Origin of the sequence: Marinobacterium sp. BA1, from assembly GCF_041155135.1 — a bacterium.
Lineage (GTDB): Bacteria > Pseudomonadota > Gammaproteobacteria > Pseudomonadales > Balneatricaceae > Marinobacterium > Marinobacterium iners.
The window spans coordinates 844120-861907 of record NZ_BAAFHC010000001.1 but is presented as its reverse complement, the minus strand read 5'-3'; the positions used below and the strand labels follow the sequence as shown (position 1 = coordinate 861907).

Genomic DNA, 17788 nt, shown 5'->3' with positions numbered 1-17788 from the left:
GTTCGTCGCTCCCTGTTGGTTGGAATAGAGGTAAAGTGCGGGTATCCAGACGGACACCCGCGAACATTTAAAGTCCTGCGCGCCGTGCGGCTTGAGGACCAAAGTCACGCTCGGACAGGTCACCGACGTTCAACGTATAGCCTTTTGGCTGTTCGTTGATGAGGTTAAACGCCTGGTAGCTGCCTGCCTGAAGGTCATGGTAGAAACCGACACCCGCTTGCCAGGTTTGAGCTTCATAGGCGTAGAAGTAGTTCACCATGGAGGTGCGCCAGAGACTGCCGCGGGCGTCATAGTTGTCACCCATCACCATGAACAGAGTGTCCTCATCGACATACATGTGGCGTTTGCCGTATATATGGCGGTAGCCATCCTTCAGAGTGGCCTCCAACACCCAAACGCGATGCAGCTCGTAACGCATATGCTCCGGATTGGCATGACCAGGCGTCAGCAGATCTTCGTAACTAATATCAGGAGAATGCACTCGGTAGGTGTTGTACGGTATATACATTTCCTGTTTACCGACAATGTTCCAGTCATAACGCTGGGGTGAGCCATTGAAAATGCGGACCTCATCCACGGTAATCGAGCCCCCTGTGCCGGGGAACGACATGTCAAAACCGTATTCCGGCGACTGGCGCACACGACGGGTACCCGGGTCGTAGCGCCAGCTCTGACGGGGATCGGTGGTGTGGTTCCAGAATTCCATACCGGTGTTGATTTCGCCGCGATCACGCTCAGGCAGTACCGTTTCATTCAAGTAAAAGGATGATTTACCTTGGGTTTCACCCATCACACCGGTTTTGAGATGCGGTGCCAGGTTGCGGGATTTGACTCGCCCCCAGTTGATGTTGCCATCGTTCAAGACATAGGCATTGTCGTAGACCATCTCTTCTGTCCAGGGACGATAGGTAAAGAAGGATGAGGTCCAGAGCAATTCAAGCCCTGTCTTGGGAAACGGAAACAGAATTCCACCGGTAGTGGCTTCTACCCCTTCCCCTTCACTGACCAGTTTGGCGTCTTCGGCATTGCGCCGTGTGGCCTCACAGACCGAATCGGGAAAACGAAAATCACGGCGTGATTCATAGATCGGCATTTGGAAGCTGTCCGGGTATTGCTCAAACAGCGCTTTCTGACCCGCTGACAGCTTGTCGGCATGTTCAGCCATATTCTGCGCCGTAATCACGAACAGCGGTTTGTCTTCCGGGTAGGGATCGACCGGGTGGTTGCCTGTACCCTCGAAATTGACGTGTGGCGGTACTCCCAGCCATTTTCCGCCCCATTCGGGAATCGTCCCTTCGGCATTGCCGGCTTTGACTGCGCCCACACAGGTACGTGTAGCGCCCAGCTCCGCCAGCTCTTCGGCGGTGGCCGCAGCCAGTGCGGTACCCGTCATCAGGAAAGTCTGCAGCGCGACACCCGCTGCCAGCATTGAATAGTTCAGTTTCATCTCATCATCCCTGCCAGTTAGAAGGTGTATTTGGCGCTGAGCGACACATAGTCACGGTCAGCCATGGTACGGCCCTTTTCGAGGTTGGCTGAGCTGAGGTAATTCACCCAGGTCAGACCCACCTGCATGTTGCCCAGATACTTGAAGTCGGCACCGAGGGTCAGACGCTTCTCGTCACGGCCAAGACCGGCACTGGCCATACCGCTGCCATCGATGTTCTGGGTCCAGATCGCCTTGGTGGTCAGATCCCAACCGCTGAACAGGTTGGGGTAGTCCATATAGATAGCTGCCGCGAGGACGGCGTTGTCTCGGGTTTGACCGTCGTAGACAAAGTTGTCATGCGCAGTACTCACACCAGCGGATGTGATGGTCAACGTGTCCACATCATGAATACGTTCGTGCACCAGTTCAGCCATCAAGGTCGTTTGATGCGCCAGCGCTGACGGGCCAATCATGTAAACGCCGTTCAGGTTGGTCTGAAGATAACTGCCTCGTGCAGGAGCACCATTATCGAGATAGACCGGTGCGCCATCGCGGTAGCTGATATCACCGCCCAGCTGCACATCACCCACTTTGGAACTGATGCTGGCACCGGTCAGCTTGATGTCATCGAAATAGGCCAGTTGATAGCATGGGTTGCCGCCAACGCTTGCGGTACAGCCATTGAAGCTATCGAAGGATGAGTAGCGGGTATCACCGCTGAAATCGGTAAGCAATGCACCCACGCGGTCATGATAACGGTAGTGGAACAACCCTATCTCGGTGCTGTCACCCAGCAGATAACGCGCCCCCAGGCCCCACTGGCCGCTATCGTCAGGCTTGATTTCGCCGGCATAGTTGATGACGCCTGCATTGGGCAGGCTTGTAATCGCTCCTGCGCCAAAGCGGATGAACTGTGCGCCCGGACCAAAGGTATCGCTGCCGAAGAAATCCCCGACCGGATTCAGGCGCGTCTTTTCCCAGTCGTACTGATAAAAGCCTGTCAGGGTCAGGTTATCCGTGAGTGTGAGACTTGCAGACAACTGACCTACCGGCAGATACCCTTCCTTGGCCTCGGTGCCCGGCACGTTGAACACTGCCGCATCCACCGGCAGCTGGCCCTGGCTGATATTGGCAAAAAACAGACTTTCGCCCCAGGCGACAATGTGACGACCGGCTTTAACGGATAGATACTTATCGTCACCGATCACGAAGTTGCCGTAGACGAAAGCATCCAGCAAGCGAGGGTCGTAGCCACTCATCTCACGGGTTTTATCAGTGAACTGATTGACCGCGCCGATTTTGTTGACCGTATCCAGCGAGTCGTTGTCGTTACTGCTGCGATAGACATCATCGTAAAACACACTGCCTCGCAGCATGGCTCCAACATTGTCGTGCCGCAAGCGTATTTCACCCAGTGCATTGAGACGATTATTGATCAGACTGCCCCGATCAAAATTGCGGGTCGCGTCATCATCATTCGGGCTGTTCAGATACACGTCCGATGGTGATGAAGTTCGCGCTGACGCGGTATAGGACAGCGTAACCGATGCATCCAGTGTGGTGTTGTCACCCAGATAGACGGTTTCAAATGCATTGGCCTGACTGACAGCGAGCGCCAGTGCCAAAGGCACACAGCCCTTGGGCCCGACCAGGGTCCTTGTAATCATTGGGAATGCCCTCCGATGAGCATGATTCTTGTTGTTGTGCAGTAGCCGAAGTTCGGCCACGACAACATGCTCGGACAGCCTCCAATCTGCCTCATCGTTCAGACAGACTAGAGCGCGAACCAACGTACCGCCGACAGAGGGTTAAACCTCAGCTGAAATCCCGAGTTCGCGGGCAAGAGGCTGGGCCTGGATGGTCTGGTATTGGTACTGATCCGCCTCAGAGTTCTGCGCCAGCCACAGCAACACGGCGGCGGGCAGTTCAGGCGGTGCCGAGCCGTTGCGCAACGCAATCAGGCCCTTGTCACCGATGGTGGCCTTGAGCGTTTCCGTGGTCACGACGCCGGGGTTGACGGTGAAGGCACGGATGCCCTGCTCCCCCAATTCACGACAGAGAATGCCGGATAACCGCGAGACCGCCGCCTTGCCCGCCCCGTAGGCATAGCCCCAGCCTCCCTTTCCGGCCGGTACAGGCGGATCGCTTTCACCGGCGCCGGAGGTCATATTGATGATGGTGGCACCGCCCTGTTCCAGCATTCTAGGCATCAATCGGCGGGTCAGCAGGAAGGGCGCCAGAATGTAGCCCTGGGCTACACGCTGCAGGGTTTCGGCTTCCAGAGACATGAACGGCAGGTTGAGATCGCTGCCTTGGTAGACCGCGTTGTTGATCAGCACATCAACCCGGCCAAAGTGCTCAAGTACCTGGTCGGCTGCGCTGATGACCGACTCGGAATCCAGCAGGTCCATGCGAAACACCTTGACCTCAACACCGTATTCACGCGCTTCGGCAGCAGTTGCGTTCAGGCTGCCACTCAGGGCGCTGCCATCGGCATGACGCACGGCATGGGTAAAGGTTTCGCCTTCTTCAAGGGTGCGGGCGCTCAGTGCCAGATCGTAACCGGCACGGGCAAAGGCGATGGCGGTAGCGCGACCGATGCCACGGCTGGCACCGGTGATAAAAGCGACGTGTCTCATGGCTGCAGCTCCTCTGTTTTTATCCAGAGTGCTACAGCCCTTGGCTGATCACATACCCCAACAGGACGAGGCCGTTGATCAGTCTTCCTGATCACCCTGGCCAAGTGCCGCAACGCTGTTGAGGAAGATACGCACCAGTTCGGTCTGACGCCGCACGCCGGTCTTGGAGAAGATCGCACGCAGGTGGGCACGCGCGGTATTGCGACGGATATTGAGTGCTTCTGCCGCTTCCTCCAGCGACAGACCATTGGCCAGCTGGATCGACAGGGCCGTTTCGGCCGGTGTCAGACCGAACAGTTTTTTGGCCACCTCGTTACTGGCCTGGGACTTGCCCACCGCATCACGAATATAGACCACTGCCGCCGGCTGCCCTTTGCCTTCGGCCCAAGCGGTTGACGGAATGGGTTCAATAACCACACCGAGACTCACCTCACCGGACGGGCGGGTGATCGACATTGCTTCGGGTGGCTTGTGCACCTCAGGGCCGTAACCGGCTTCAAAGGTTTCTTTAATCAGACGACGCAATTCTCGATTGTCACTGGGGTAGCTGGCTTCAAGTCGACCACCCACAACCTTAAGGCCGTCGCCACTCTCGAGGATTTCGCGCGCGAAAACGTTTTGATCAAGAATCTGCCCGTTTTCGTCGATCAAAACTGTCGCAATCGACAGGCGACCGATCGCCTTGGAGTACAGCGAACCCAATGTCTGGCTGCGTTCCAGCAGATTTCGAATATTCAGAGAGCGTCTCAAATGCGGCAACAGAAAACTGCAAAGCTCGCGATCATCGTCAGAAAACGGCGGTGATCCTTCCGGTCGCGTCACCCGAAAGCGCAGCGTACCCGAATCAGGGGTGGAAATATCAACGGCCATTACATGGTAGACATCATTGCAGGCGCACCAATGGATACGATAGGAACAGTCGTGCCATTCCTCGGGGCTCATCAGATCCCGTTCTGTAAACACCTTATCGGGCGACTGATTGACGAAGGGCGTCAGGTTGTGGCGGTAGGGAAAAAATACCACCTTGCCCGAGTCGTTAAGGTCGCCAACGGAAACCATCAGGCCCAAATCATCCTCATCCTGTGGATCAGGCATCCTTAGAATAAGAGTGACATAGTTGGCAGAAAACAGTGCTCTCAACTCCTCAAGCGTATCGCCCCAAAGCGCGTTATCCAAAGAAGCCTCGTACATCGAGGACAGCAAGCTGTCGAGCTGCACTACGTCCAAACGATTCATCATTACTACCCCTGTTATTGTGTTTTATAAGGGTTTGTCGAGCCTGAACCGGTTTTACTGTGCACATTAAGGGGCATCAGGCTCGAACGGGCTGATTGTCAGCCCAATTGTTGGGTCAGTTCGGGCACAGCCTCGAACAAGTCCGCTTCCAGACCATAGTCCGCAATCTGGAAAATCGGCGCATCAGGATCCTTGTTGATGGCCACAATAACCTTGGAGTCACTCATCCCGGCCAGGTGCTGGATGGCGCCGGAGATACCGACCGCCACATACAGCTGCGGCGCGACGATCTTGCCGGTCTGGCCGACCTGATAGTCATTGGGTACAAAACCGGCGTCCACTGCCGCACGCGAAGCCCCCAGGGCAGCGCCCAGCTTGTCAGCCAACGGCTCGAGCACCTGTCGGTACTTGTCACCGTCACCCAGGCCGCGGCCACCGGATACTATCACGTCAGCTGAACCCAGCTCGGGACGGTCGGACTTGCTCAGTTCACGACCTGACAGTGCGGATACACCGACAACGGCGGCTGCCGTGTTCGATACCACCTCGGCACGGCCTTCCTGAGCGGCTGCATCGAAGGCAGTTGGACGAACCGTCAGCACCTGTACCGGTTCTGCCGACTCCAAAGTCAACATGACGTTGCCAGCATATATCGGCCGTACGTAGCTGCCAACCGCTTTAATTTCAATCACATCCGATACCTGTGCCACATCCAGCAAGGCGGCGACACGGGGCGTCAGGTTTTTGCCGAAGGTTGAGCTGGGCGCCAGAACCGCCTTGTAGTCGCCCTGCTGAACCAGCTCAACCACCAGCAATGCCAGTTCTTCAGCCAGTTGACCAGCGTAATGTTCGGCCTCCACCAACACCACACGACCTATGTCTGAAACGGCGGCGGCCTGTTCGGCCACGGCAGCACAGCCCTGGCCGGCCACCAGAATATCGATTTCGCCACCCAAACGGGTCGCCGCATTCACGACATTGAGGGTGACCGCGTTGAGCTGTTGGTTGTCATGTTCTGCAATTACTAGAGTTTTCATCATCATCACCTTCAGATCACACGGGCTTCCTGGCGCAGCTTTTCAATCAGCTCAGCCACATTTCCAACCTTGATACCGCCTTTGCGAGCGGCCGGGGGTGCAAAGTTCACCGCTTTCAGGCGTGGGGCCACATCAATCCCCAGGTCGGCAACCGGCTTCGAATCCAGCGGCTTTTTCTTGGCTTTCATGATGTTGGGCAAAGAGGCGTAGCGCGGCTCGTTCAGACGCAGATCACTGGTGACCACCGCCGGCAGGTTCAGCTTCAGGGTTTCCAGGCCACCATCGATTTCACGGGTCACTTTGATGGCATCGCCGTCCGGCGTTACCTCGGATGCGAAGGTACCCTGGGGCCAACCCAGCAGCGCCGCCAGCATCTGGCCTGTCTGGTTGGAATCGTCATCGATCGCCTGCTTGCCGCAGATCACCAGTTGCGGCTGCTCATCCGCGACCACCTGCTTGAGGCACTTGGCCACCGCCAGCGGTTCAAGATCGACATCGGACTCAATGTGAATGGCACGATCGGCACCCACCGCCAACGCCGTGCGCAGCACTTCCTGGCTGGCCTTGGGGCCGATACTGACCACAACCACTTCGGTTGCAGTACCCGCTTCCTTCAGGCGCACGGCCTCTTCCACGGCAATCTCGTCAAACGGGTTGATCGCCATTTTCACGTTGTTCAGATCGACGCCGCTGCCATCGGACTTCACCCGTACCTTGACGTTGTAGTCGATGACGCGTTTAACCGGTACAAGAACTTTCATCATGCTTTCCTCGAATTACTCAGCCGCTGTGGGGTAGTCGGTATAACCGGCCGCCCCTGCTGTATAAATGGTTTTGCGATCAAAGCGAGCCAGTGCCAGCCCCTTGCGGATGCGGGAAACCAGATCAGGATTGGCAATGAAATGACGGGCAAACGAGACGGCATCACCCTGCCCCTCACTGATGGCAGCGGCGGCTGTCTCAGGCCCGAAGCTGTCATTCAGAATCAGACTGCCGTTGAAGTGCTCACGCGCCAGCGCAAAGGCGTCAATCTCCGGCACGGGTGAACGCATGATGTGCACAAAGGCCACACCGATACGTGCAGCTGCCTGCATCAATGCCACATGACTGGCAACACTGTCATCGTCTGAAGTGTCGTTGTAGGTATTGCCCGGATTGATGCGAAAGCCGACCCGATCTCTACCGATGGCATCACTCATCGCCTGCAGGCACTCGGCGGCAAAACGCACTCGGTTCTCAAGGCTACCGCCATATCGATCGGTGCGACGATTGGTACCGGTGCACAGAAACTGCATTGGCAGATAGCCGCTGGTACAGTGCAGTTCAACACCATCGAACCCCGCCTCACGCGCATTGAGCGCGGCCTGCCGATGTTCTTCGACAACCGCAACAACATCTTCGGTGGTCAACTCACGCGGGCTATCGTAGGGCTGCATGCCTGCCGCATCGGTAAACACCTCGCCCTGCGCCTGCAAGGCGGAAGGTGCAACGGTTTCAACGCCTTCCGGCTTGATGCGACAACTGCCGATACGACCCGCATGCATGACCTGCAGAATGATCTTGCCGCCACGCTCATGGACGGCATCGGTCACCTTGCGCCAGGCGACAACCTGCTCGGCGGTCTCGATGCCCGGCTGGCGGCAGTAGGCCTGCCCGGTCACGCTGGGCCAGGTCCCCTCGGCCACAATCAGCCCCGCTTCTGCACGGGCGGCATAATGTTCGACCATCAATTCGTTGGGCGTGCCGTCAGCGTCGGCACGGTTGCGTGTCATCGGCGCCATCACAATGCGGTTCTTCAGCTCGATGGCACCGATCCGAACGGGTGAGAACAGCGGCTCTGCGCCCACCAGCGTATCCTGTTTGGCTGCTTGCATAGGATTTACCTCAGTCCAGCGCCGTCACCAGCACGGCGGAGCGGCCACCATCCACCGGCAGGGTTGCACCGGTGATATAGGATGCCTGGTCGCTGGCCAGAAACAGGATCGCGTTCGCCAGCTCTTCAGGCTGTCCGACACGCCCCATGGGAATCAGCTTTTCCGTACTTTTGCGGGAATGTTCATCCGCCAGCATCCCTTCAGTGGCGGGTGTCTCCACCACCGCCGGGATCACCACATTGACACGCACACCATAGGGGGCGCCTTCTGCGGCTGCGGCACGGGAAAAGTTGGTTACGGCTGCCTTGGAGGCGGAGTAACCGGACATCCAGGGGGTACCCAACTCGCCACAGATGGATGAGAGGTTGACGATGGAACCGCCATGTTCCTTCATCAGCTGCAGTGCGGTACGCGTGCCCCAGAAAGTGCCATCCACCGAGGTGGTGAAGTTGGCATGCCACTGCTCGGTGGTCATCTCATCGATGCTGCCCCAGGTGAACGCCATGGCGTTGTTCACCAGTACATCCAGCTGGCCGTGTTTTTCGGCCGTGGCGCGCAGCGCACCCACAAAGCCCTCTTCGTTGCTGACATCGACCTGTACCGCTTCGGCCTCGCCGCCGCCGGCACGGATGCGGTCGACAACCGCTTCAAGCGGTTCCATTCGGCGACCACAGATCACCACACGCGCACCTTCCTGCGCAAAACGTTCTGCCGTGGCGGCACCGATGCCACTGCCACCACCGGTAATAAATGCGACCTTGCCCTGTAGACAGCCCTGCATAATGTGTCTCCTGAGTTGTTGTTATCCAGAGAACAGACTCGCTGCCATATGCACTGCACATGACAGACAGGCATTTACACCTGCGCAGTCAGTATTTTCAGAGTAAGAGGGTGAGCGATGGCTGCCATCGTCCAATAAGACTAAAACGAAAAGACCGGCAAAAGCCGGTCTTAACGCATTGAATTAGAAAGGGATTGGTGATCAGGTATATTTGAGACTGACCCTGGCCGTACGCGGCACCGCCTGGCAGGTCAGCGTTAGCCCACGCGACAGATCGCGCTCATCCAGTACATCGTTGTGCAGCAGCTTGACCTCGCCCTCGGTCACTTCACACATGCAGGACGCACACATGCCGGCCATGCACGAGTAAGGCAGCTCAATCCCCGCCTTCTCGGCCGCATCCAAAATGGTCTCATCACCCTGGCATTGAAGCTCGTAGTGCTGGCCATCCAGCTCGATGCTGATCTGTGCCTGCTCGACCTCGGCGGATTCGGTCAGTACCGCCTGCTGCTCCTCGTCTCTCGACTCCTCGGATGGCAGCGAAACAAAGCGCTCCACATGGATATTTTCGGCGGGCAGCTTCAACTCCTGCAACGCCTGCTCGGCGGCATCCATATACGGACCGGGGCCGCAGATAAAGGCTTGCGCATTTTCATAACCACGCGACAACCGCTTGAGCAAACTGACAGTAGGACGCCCCTGAACGCTATCCAGCAGATGGATAACATCCAGGCGATCGGCATACTGTTCCAGGAGCTCTTTCAACGCCTCACGGAAGATGATCGATTCTTCATCACGATTGGCATAGATCAGACGTACCTGGCCACGACCACGCAGCAGCACCGAACGCAGAATGGAGAACACCGGCGTCACGCCACTGCCACCGGCAAACAGCAGGAACTCTCCATCCAGCGACCCTGGTGTAAACACGCCCGCCGGTTGCATCACCTCGATATGATCACCGGCTTTGACATGATCACAGATCCAGTTGGACCCCCGTCCCTCCACCACACGCTTCACGGTTACCCGCAGCCGTGCATCCGCCGTGGGCGCGCTCGACATGGAGTAACAACGCAACAGGTGCTCACCCTGCCAAGGCAAACGCAGGGTCAGAAATTGACCTGGCTTATAGCGGAAACGCTCGGCCTGCTCAGGTGACAGTGCAAACTGCAGGGACACCGCATCGGCGGTTTCCTGCACCACCTGCTCAACCAGCAGGTTGTGGTAGCGGGACGTTGACATCTTACCCCTCCTTAAATGTAGGGATCGGTGTTGGGCAGGCCCAGCATCATGGCACCGCTGGCACGGGCATAGGCATCCGCATTGTTGGCAATGTGGCCACGCGCCTGATGGATATCGCGGAACACACGCTCGATCGGATTGCTCCGGTAAAGACCGGATGCAGCACAGGCCCGCAACAGTTCACTGACTTTTTCAGCACAGAGTTTCGGCACCAGCGAGGCCTGGGCACGTTGCATCAAACGCTCTTCCACCGGCATTTTCTCGCCGGTTTGGGCACAGTGCACAATGCGATCATAGTTGCGGAACATCACCAGCTTGAGCTGATCGACCGCAATCATGGCCTCGGCAACCGCCATCTGGGCATTGGGATCTTCAGCGGTCTTGGCGCCATGCTTGCCAATATGCGCTGCGGCACGAGTGCGGAACTCCTCGATCGCGCCTTCCAGAGCCCCCAAACACGCTGAGGAAACAGCACGCTGGAACACCTGCGTAAACGGGATTTTGTAGGTCCAGTGAGGATTGCTTTCACGCCCCGGACAGCCCGCATCAGAGTGATCGTTGGTGCGGTGGGTGCGGTGCTCGGGCACGAAGGCGTTTTCGACAATGATGTCGTGACTGCCCGTCGCACGCAGACCCAGCACATCCCAGTTTTTCTCTACACGGAAATCACTGCGCGGCAGCAGGAAAGTGGTGTGCTCCAGCTCGTCCGGATTGTCCTTCTTCGGCAGCAGACCTCCCAGGAAGATCCACTCACAGTGATCAACACCGCTGGAAAAGCCCCAGCGACCCGAGAAACGATAGCCGCCATCGACCTTCTCGGCCTTGCCCACCGGCATGTAAGTGGACGCAATCAGGGTACCGTCATTGCCGTTGGCCCAGACATCCTGCTGCGCCTGCTCCGGGAACAGCGGCAGCTGCCAGTTGTGAACGCCGATGACACCGTAGATCCAGGCCGTAGACATGCAGCCCTTGGCCAGTGCCATCTGAACCTTGTAAAACACGCGGGGATCCAGCTCGTAGCCGCCCCAACGTCGGGGTTGCAGCACGCGGAACAACCCGGCTTCCGCCATTTCCTTGACCGTTTCACGCGGCACCATTCCGGCCTCGTCAGCGGCTTGAGCACGCTGCCTTAACCTCGGCGCCAGATCCTCGGCAGCCTTGACCAGGCGGATTGCCTCAGGGGTCATGTAATCTTCTTCGACTGAAGCAGCAATAAAATTGTTTGTTAGCACGCCCATCGCACGAGTCTCCTCGATTATTATTTGTCTGACCGGGCATGACCGGCAGCACCGACCATCTCCTCACGACATGCAGATTTCCACACCCCTTCCACTCACTCATCGTCAATTCGGACTAACAGACTCGCTGATGCCAATAGCCCGTTTGGACGATGCCCGCAGGTATGGGGTGCGAATAATGGAACGCGTACTCGTCGAGCTCCAGGCCAGCAGTACAACAATAAATTTGCCTGAAAGCCTCAGACCAAAGGAGTTAAGTCATGCGCGTGACCCTGGGCATAGCTGTTTCACTGATAGTGGCAGTCGCCGGTATTTTCGCGTTTTCCCATCGTGACACCCTGTCACTTGGCACACGCCAGATACCAATAAACAACATGAACCTGACCAGCCTCGTGGAGACGGATGCCGGACTGGTAACCGCCGGTGAGCTTGGCCACATCCTGATCTCCAAGGATCAAGGTCAAAGCTGGACACCGGCTTCGCTTTCCCAACAACGATACGCACTTTTAACACGCCTGCATTTCAAGGATGGACGGACCGGACTTGCCATCGGCCATGAGGGCTGGATTCTGCGCACCAATGATGGTGGTCTGAACTGGCAGGAGGTCGCGTTCAACCCCGGCGGTGAGCCCTTGCTGGGCATACACCTGCTGCCATCCGGCGCCTGGGTCGCGTTCGGAGCCTTTGGACAGGCACTGATTTCACGTGATGACGGCAACAGCTGGTCTGACCTGCCGCCACCTGAGGGCACCGACTGGCACCTCAACAACATCCTGGCATCCATCGACAAGCGTACCTGGCTGATCGTGGGCGAGTCGGGCACCCTGTTCCGCTCGACAGACGGCGGTGAAAACTGGGAAACCGTCCCTGAGTTCTACAACGGCTCCCTTTATGGCGGCCTCAACCTCGGCGGCGACAACTGGCTGGTGTATGGCATGCGCGGCAATATTTTCCGCAGTGAAGACAATGGTCTGACATGGACTTCAGTGGGCGGTGAACTGCCGGTGTCGATTTTCACCCATCAATCGCTGGATAACGGCAAACTGCTGCTGGCAGGCCAGGGAGGCGTACTGTTACTGAGTGACGATGATGGCAAAAGCTTCAGCTTCCTGCACAAAAGCGGCCGTATGACGCTGACCGATATTACCCGCCTGGAATCGGGGAAATTACTGATGAGCAGTGACACAGGTCTGCTGCCACCGCTTTCTCTCGACCAACTGAAACAGCCGTCTGGAGCCTGATCATGTCGCATCAACACTCTTCTGCCGTGCAAAAATTTGTTGACACATCGGCCCGTCTTCTGATCATCGGTCGAAAGCCGCTGGGTTTTCTGTTCCTGCTGATCACCGTCATGCTGGGCTTCTCTGCGCTGCAAACGCGCTTTGACCCGGGATTCAACAAGCTGATCCCTCTCAAACATGAATACATGCAGGCGTTCCTGGACCACTCGGCCGAATTCACCGGTGCCAACCGCGTTATGGTCAGCCTGGAATGGACCGGCGAAGGCGATATCTACAACGCCGAGTTCATCAACAAGCTGCAACAGGCAACCGACGAGGTGTTTTTCACCCCCGGCATCAACCGCACCACCGTGCGTTCCCTGTTCACACCGGAAGTTCGCTATATCGAGGTCACCGAGTACGGCTTTACCGGTGGCGTGGTGATCCCGTCCCGTTTTACCGCGGATGCAGAGGGTTTGGCCCAGGTACGCTCAAACGTGCAGAAATCCGGACAGGTCGGCAACCTGGTGGCCAACGATCTGAAATCCGCCATGGTGCAGGCCGAATTGCTTGAAATCGACCCTGAAACCGGCAAGAAAACCGACTATGCCGCCGTTGCCGGCCATCTGGAGAAAATTCGCGCCGAACTCAGTGATGACAACATCAACGTCCAGATCATCGGCTTCTCCAAGGTCATGGGTGATGTGATGGAAGGCCTGATGACGGTCGTCATCTTCTTTGCCGTCGCATTCATCATTACCTTTGTATTGCTGTGGGCATACTCACGCTCGATCCGGTTGACCTTGCTCGCCATCGTGGTTGCACTGCTGCCGGTCGTCTGGCTGCTGGGTATCCTGCCGCAGATCGGCTACGGCATCGATCCCATGTCCGTACTGGTGCCCTTCCTGATCTTTTCCATCGGCGTCTCTCACGCCGTACAGATGACCAACGCCTGGAAACTGGACGTACTCTCGGGCATGAGCGCCATCGAAGCGGCGGAAAGTTCGATCCGCAAGCTGGCCATCCCGGGCACCGTTGCCCTGCTGGCCAACGCCCTCGGGTTTATGGTGATCATGGTAATCGACATTCCGATTGTGCATGAACTGGGTGTGACGGCATGCCTGGGCGTAGCCTTGATGATCGTGACCAACAAGATGTTCATGCCGATCATCCTGTCGCACCTGCGACTGGAGAAGATGGCACTGAAAGATAACAGCAGTGGCGAACGTCACCCGGTCTGGTGGGCCATTTCGGCGCTGTCACAGCCGCGCCCGGCCCTGTTCAGTCTCAGTGTCATGCTGATCCTGCTGGCGGTCGGCACCTGGCAGTCCCGCTCGCTGCTGACCGGCGATATCGGCTCCGGCGTGCCGGAACTGCGTGCAGAATCACGCTACAACCAGGATAACGACACCATCATCAACAACTATTCCATCGGCATGGATGTGCTTTCCGTGTACGTGGAAACCGATCGCGCCTCAGAAGCCTGCCTTGACTGGGACGTGATGAACGCAGTGGATCGGTTTGATTTCCACATGCGCGGTGTGCCCGGGGTCGAATCCGTCAGTACCGTGGCGGGCATGGCCAAGCTCTATGTCTCCGGCAACAACGAGGGCAACCCGCTGTGGCGCACCCTGCAGCGCTCCGAAATGGCACTGCGCTCGGGCAGCCAGGCCGCCAACCCGGAACTGGGCCTGAACAACGAACTGTGCAAAACCATCAACATGATGGTGTACCTGAAGAATCACCAGAACGACACGCTCAAGCACGTCATTGGCGAGATTCAGAGTTTCATCAACAGTGTGGAAGTGGAAGGCGTAACCTTCCGCCTGGCCGGGGGTAACGCCGGTGTTGCCGCCGCCACCAACGAAGCGGTGGAAACGGCTGAAGTGCAGATGATCGCATCCATCTTCGCAGCCATTACCCTGCTGTGCTGGATCACCTTCCGCTCCTGGCGCGGTGTGCTCTGCGTGATCGTGCCGCTGATGCTGGTGACCATCCTGTGTAACGCCCTGATGGCGCTGCTGGGCATCGGCCTGAAAGTGGCGACGCTGCCGGTGATCGCGCTGGGTGTGGGCGTCGGCGTGGACTACGGCATCTACATCTACGAACAGATGCAGCACTCGTTGAAACGCGGCATCGACCTGCGCACGTCCTTCTACGAAGCGATGCGCCAGCGCGGCACCGCCGCGGTGTTCACCGCCGTGACCATGACCATTGGCGTAGGCACTTGGGCATTCTCGGCACTGAAGTTCCAGGCCGATATGGGCATCCTGCTGGCGTTCATGTTCATGGTGAACGTGCTGGGCGCCATCTTCCTGCTGCCGGCACTGGCCTGCTGGCTGAATGTTCAGCCCAGTAAAGTACCGGCCAGCAATGCCGACCGCATGGCTGAGCCATCCCCTGCCACAACCGCTGGTACCACTAAACGTTCCAACCTGAACACACGCCAACAGGCCATTGTGACCTCAGACTGACCGACCCGATGGCGGAGGTTAGCCTCCGCCATCGGCTTTTGTGTTGTGACGGTATTCTGTAGTTGACCACCTCTTACCGTTCAACCATGAGTGTCGCAATTATTATCTGAATTCCCACGACCTTAAAGGCATTAAAACATTGCTACGCCCCTTTCAGGTAATTGATTTCATCTTTATAAGACATAATTGGCTCATAGAGCTGGTGATAACCTTTCCCAACAGCTCCTCTAAACTGAATCAAATTTGGTCGACTACTTCCTATAGATAAAATATGATCTATTGCGATACCAGGATACGGATCAATATAGACAATTTCCTTTATACCTAACTGGTAAGCTTTTTTTGCACATAGTTCACATGGACTCGCTGTTGTGAACAATTTACCCCCTTCAATGCCAGCGGTTCCGTACTTGGCAAGCTGGAGGAATGCATTTTCTTCAGCATGTAGGGACCTAGTGTGAACTTGATTACCAGAACGGTCCAAACTGTTCTTTATATCTTTAAAGCAATAGGATAAATTTTTACCTTGAGTTCCATCTTTAGATTGAATTTTTATCAACTCAATCTTGGCTGCCTCTCTAAATGGCTTATCATGACGCTCATAAAGACTATATGTAGCTTCATCAAAGTTATTAATAAGTCCACTTAATGACCTTAGATTACATGGGACCTGACCTTTAGCTACGTCATTCCATCCAACTGCCTTTATAGAGAAATTTTCATCAGTAACAGCAGCACCCACTTGCCTAGATATACATCCTGAGTTCACTTTGGCCGTATATGCAACTTGCATAACCCTTTCAAGGTTCGTTGGTGATATAAGCCCCGGGTGTTTTATCAATGCCAAATACCAAGCTAATTGAGCTTTAAGAACATTGTTATTATCAAGTTCGTTACGCGGGTTAAATATATGAATGTCTGATATTTCAATACATCGTTTCACATTTTGACTTATAAAGTCAGCATCATCTATTTTGGTTTTTCCAGATTCTCTACGCTCAAGCTCGTCAAACTCATCAACAGTATATTTATGTTCGTTTTGCAAATATGCTTTACGATCTTCATTTGGCGCATTAATTGATATCAAGTAGAAAGCCGAATATCTATCCTTAAAAAATTTTGCTTCAAAAGGATTTCTAATAGCATCAATAACAACAAAAGCACCATCTGATTTAATTTGCCTAATATTTTTTATACATCTATTAATTGTTTCAGGCAGGTGAAATACTGATTTAGGTTCAAATGCAAACTCTTCGAAATTAGACTGTACTTTACCCGTTCTACGAATAGAGTTACCTGCCGCCTGATAAACTTTAATATAAAGCTCATTATTCAACGCTCTCAATTCTTTTTTGAAATCATCCGTAAACTTCCTGATCAACTTCATAAAAGAAAAAAACTTTGTTTTTTCTCTAGAAGTTAACTCTATATTACTTTCATGATCTAGTATTTTATCAGATATAGATTTTAATATTCCTTTTTTAGTAAAACTTGAAGAAAAACTTCCTCTCCTTATCAATTCTTCAATCTTAACCTTACTTATTTCACCTGTCTGAGACTTTATAAAATCAATCGCTTGCGTAGTACTTAATGTCAGTATATAAGCAGATATCAAGTCGCTAACTTTTATTGATATGAAAGGGCTATAATTTTCTTTTATATAGTAAGAGGCGATTTTATATCTTTTTGAATCGAGGTTAGAGTAGAATGAATCACCACCATATCTTACATCTTCGACGCTAGGAAAGTCAGCCTTTTCATTTTCAAGTATGTTTGCCGCAGTTGTGCAACCTGACCCCGTCCTACCTGTCAAACCTAAGACAATAAATTTACCTCGCTCATGAAATAGGCTTGATATCATAGAATTATTTTTATCTGACAATTTATAACTCCCTTTATTAAATAAAGTTAATAAATAAAAATATTTATTTTAAAAACAACACTTCACGAAAGGTGATAAGTTAAAAAATGGGCATTAGACAACGCTTCCATCTCCCTTCCGTTGAAAATGCGCAGGCGTACATGTGCTGTCTGGCCGGGCGCTGTGCGCACGGCCTTTAATCCATAAGGCGTTAATCCTGCCCCATTAGCCTCTGCTTTTCCAGACATTACTTGGGCTGTAATACGCAGGAAATCGCCGGTGCTGGCACCGGCCCTACCGCAATCAGGTAGCTGTTGGTGATGACAGCTCTTGCAGCCGTTCAAAGCGCGTCGCCACAATCTTCCATTGGCCATCAATGCGCCGATAGCGGTCGTAATAAACCCCGCCCAGTTGCAGGGTCGCGCCGGTTTCGCCGTCCAGATTGAAATAGAACAGGCCGCAGCGGCCGGTGGCTGTATCTTCGCTGATCAGTTCAATCTCGGGGTTGCTGCCGTGGTGCAGATCTTTAACCCGTTCGTGACAGGCCAGGCGTTGGTAGAGCTCCACAAAGCGGTCACGGTCGCTGAAGCAGCCGATGGGACCGTAGTCGATCTGAATTTCACCTGTGGCGAAGCAATCGCGGATAGTTTCCACTTCCTTCAGGTCGCAGGCATTGAGGTAGCAGTGCTTGAGTTGCCGGATCGCTTCCAGTGCTTCGATGCGGGCAATGCGTTGTTCCAGGGTCATGGCTATGCTC

At 55.0% G+C, this 17788-nt stretch carries 14 protein-coding genes; 2 read left to right on the top strand and 12 right to left on the bottom strand.

All coding sequences use genetic code 11. The features are described from left to right. Positions 1-67: 67 nt before the first annotated feature. From ACAM29_RS04175 to ACAM29_RS04130, 10 genes are all read right to left on the bottom strand, one after another. Positions 68-1447: a DUF1329 domain-containing protein gene (locus tag ACAM29_RS04175; protein WP_369623294.1), complete on the bottom strand. Its 1380-nt coding sequence runs from the start codon at positions 1445-1447 to the stop codon at positions 68-70. Positions 1448-1464: 17 nt separating this feature from the next. After that, positions 1465-3096, bottom strand: coding sequence for a DUF1302 domain-containing protein (locus ACAM29_RS04170; protein ID WP_369623293.1), 1632 nt, complete (start codon positions 3094-3096; stop codon positions 1465-1467). 141 nt (positions 3097-3237) lie between these two features. After that, entirely contained in the window at positions 3238-4068 is an 831-nt protein-coding gene (locus tag ACAM29_RS04165; protein WP_369623292.1) for an SDR family NAD(P)-dependent oxidoreductase, read from the bottom strand. A 78-nt stretch (positions 4069-4146) separates the two neighbouring features. Next, complete coding sequence (locus tag ACAM29_RS04160; RefSeq protein ID WP_369623291.1) at positions 4147-5307, bottom strand: helix-turn-helix transcriptional regulator; 1161 nt, start codon at positions 5305-5307, stop codon at positions 4147-4149. Positions 5308-5402: 95 nt separating this feature from the next. Then, positions 5403-6341, bottom strand: coding sequence for an electron transfer flavoprotein subunit alpha/FixB family protein (locus tag ACAM29_RS04155; protein ID WP_369623290.1), 939 nt, complete (start codon positions 6339-6341; stop codon positions 5403-5405). An 11-nt stretch (positions 6342-6352) separates the two neighbouring features. After that, positions 6353-7102, bottom strand: a complete 750-nt coding sequence (locus tag ACAM29_RS04150; RefSeq protein WP_369623289.1) for an electron transfer flavoprotein subunit beta/FixA family protein — start codon at positions 7100-7102, stop codon at positions 6353-6355. A gap of 15 nt (positions 7103-7117) precedes the next feature. Next, entirely contained in the window at positions 7118-8215 is a 1098-nt protein-coding gene (locus ACAM29_RS04145) for an alkene reductase (protein WP_369623288.1), read from the bottom strand. Positions 8216-8225: 10 nt separating this feature from the next. Next, entirely contained in the window at positions 8226-8996 is a 771-nt protein-coding gene (locus tag ACAM29_RS04140) for an SDR family NAD(P)-dependent oxidoreductase (RefSeq protein ID WP_369623287.1), read from the bottom strand. 201 nt (positions 8997-9197) lie between these two features. Continuing rightward, a complete protein-coding gene (locus ACAM29_RS04135) occupies positions 9198-10238 on the bottom strand; it encodes a 2Fe-2S iron-sulfur cluster-binding protein (RefSeq protein ID WP_369623286.1) in 1041 nt (346 codons plus the stop codon). 11 nt (positions 10239-10249) lie between these two features. Next, a complete protein-coding gene (locus ACAM29_RS04130; RefSeq protein WP_369623285.1) occupies positions 10250-11476 on the bottom strand; it encodes an acyl-CoA dehydrogenase family protein in 1227 nt (408 codons plus the stop codon). Between the two features lie 260 nt (positions 11477-11736). Between ACAM29_RS04130 and ACAM29_RS04125 the strand changes: the two genes are divergently transcribed. Together ACAM29_RS04125 and ACAM29_RS04120 are read left to right on the top strand one after the other, a co-directional pair. After that, positions 11737-12717, top strand: a complete 981-nt coding sequence (locus ACAM29_RS04125) for a WD40/YVTN/BNR-like repeat-containing protein (RefSeq protein ID WP_369623284.1) — start codon at positions 11737-11739, stop codon at positions 12715-12717. A 2-nt stretch (positions 12718-12719) separates the two neighbouring features. Next, the gene (locus tag ACAM29_RS04120) at positions 12720-15170 is read left to right on the top strand and encodes an RND family transporter (protein WP_369623283.1); all 2451 of its coding nucleotides are present in this window, start codon (positions 12720-12722) and stop codon (positions 15168-15170) included. Between the two features lie 142 nt (positions 15171-15312). Here ACAM29_RS04120 and ACAM29_RS04115 read toward each other — a convergent pair whose 3' ends face one another. Both ACAM29_RS04115 and ACAM29_RS04110 read right to left on the bottom strand, forming a co-directional pair. Continuing rightward, entirely contained in the window at positions 15313-17052 is a 1740-nt protein-coding gene (locus tag ACAM29_RS04115) for an anti-phage dCTP deaminase (RefSeq protein WP_369623282.1), read from the bottom strand. Between the two features lie 282 nt (positions 17053-17334). Next, positions 17335-17778: a nuclear transport factor 2 family protein gene (locus ACAM29_RS04110; RefSeq protein ID WP_369623281.1), complete on the bottom strand. Its 444-nt coding sequence runs from the start codon at positions 17776-17778 to the stop codon at positions 17335-17337. Between the last annotated feature and the right edge of the window lie 10 nt (positions 17779-17788).

What these genes read in the sequence shown, in the direction of transcription:
- ACAM29_RS04175 (WP_369623294.1), bottom strand. Translation starts at nt 1,447, where the DNA reads ATGAAACTGAACTATTCAATGCTGGCAGCGGGTGTCGCGCTGCAGACT.
- ACAM29_RS04170 (WP_369623293.1), bottom strand. Translation starts at nt 3,096, where the DNA reads ATGATTACAAGGACCCTGGTCGGGCCCAAGGGCTGTGTGCCTTTGGCA.
- ACAM29_RS04165 (WP_369623292.1), bottom strand. Translation starts at nt 4,068, where the DNA reads ATGAGACACGTCGCTTTTATCACCGGTGCCAGCCGTGGCATCGGTCGC.
- ACAM29_RS04160 (WP_369623291.1), bottom strand. Translation starts at nt 5,307, where the DNA reads ATGATGAATCGTTTGGACGTAGTGCAGCTCGACAGCTTGCTGTCCTCG.
- ACAM29_RS04155 (WP_369623290.1), bottom strand. Translation starts at nt 6,341, where the DNA reads ATGAAAACTCTAGTAATTGCAGAACATGACAACCAACAGCTCAACGCG.
- ACAM29_RS04150 (WP_369623289.1), bottom strand. Translation starts at nt 7,102, where the DNA reads ATGAAAGTTCTTGTACCGGTTAAACGCGTCATCGACTACAACGTCAAG.
- ACAM29_RS04145 (WP_369623288.1), bottom strand. Translation starts at nt 8,215, where the DNA reads ATGCAAGCAGCCAAACAGGATACGCTGGTGGGCGCAGAGCCGCTGTTC.
- ACAM29_RS04140 (WP_369623287.1), bottom strand. Translation starts at nt 8,996, where the DNA reads ATGCAGGGCTGTCTACAGGGCAAGGTCGCATTTATTACCGGTGGTGGC.
- ACAM29_RS04135 (WP_369623286.1), bottom strand. Translation starts at nt 10,238, where the DNA reads ATGTCAACGTCCCGCTACCACAACCTGCTGGTTGAGCAGGTGGTGCAG.
- ACAM29_RS04130 (WP_369623285.1), bottom strand. Translation starts at nt 11,476, where the DNA reads ATGGGCGTGCTAACAAACAATTTTATTGCTGCTTCAGTCGAAGAAGAT.
- ACAM29_RS04125 (WP_369623284.1), top strand. Translation starts at nt 11,737, where the DNA reads ATGCGCGTGACCCTGGGCATAGCTGTTTCACTGATAGTGGCAGTCGCC.
- ACAM29_RS04120 (WP_369623283.1), top strand. Translation starts at nt 12,720, where the DNA reads ATGTCGCATCAACACTCTTCTGCCGTGCAAAAATTTGTTGACACATCG.
- ACAM29_RS04110 (WP_369623281.1), bottom strand. Translation starts at nt 17,778, where the DNA reads ATGACCCTGGAACAACGCATTGCCCGCATCGAAGCACTGGAAGCGATC.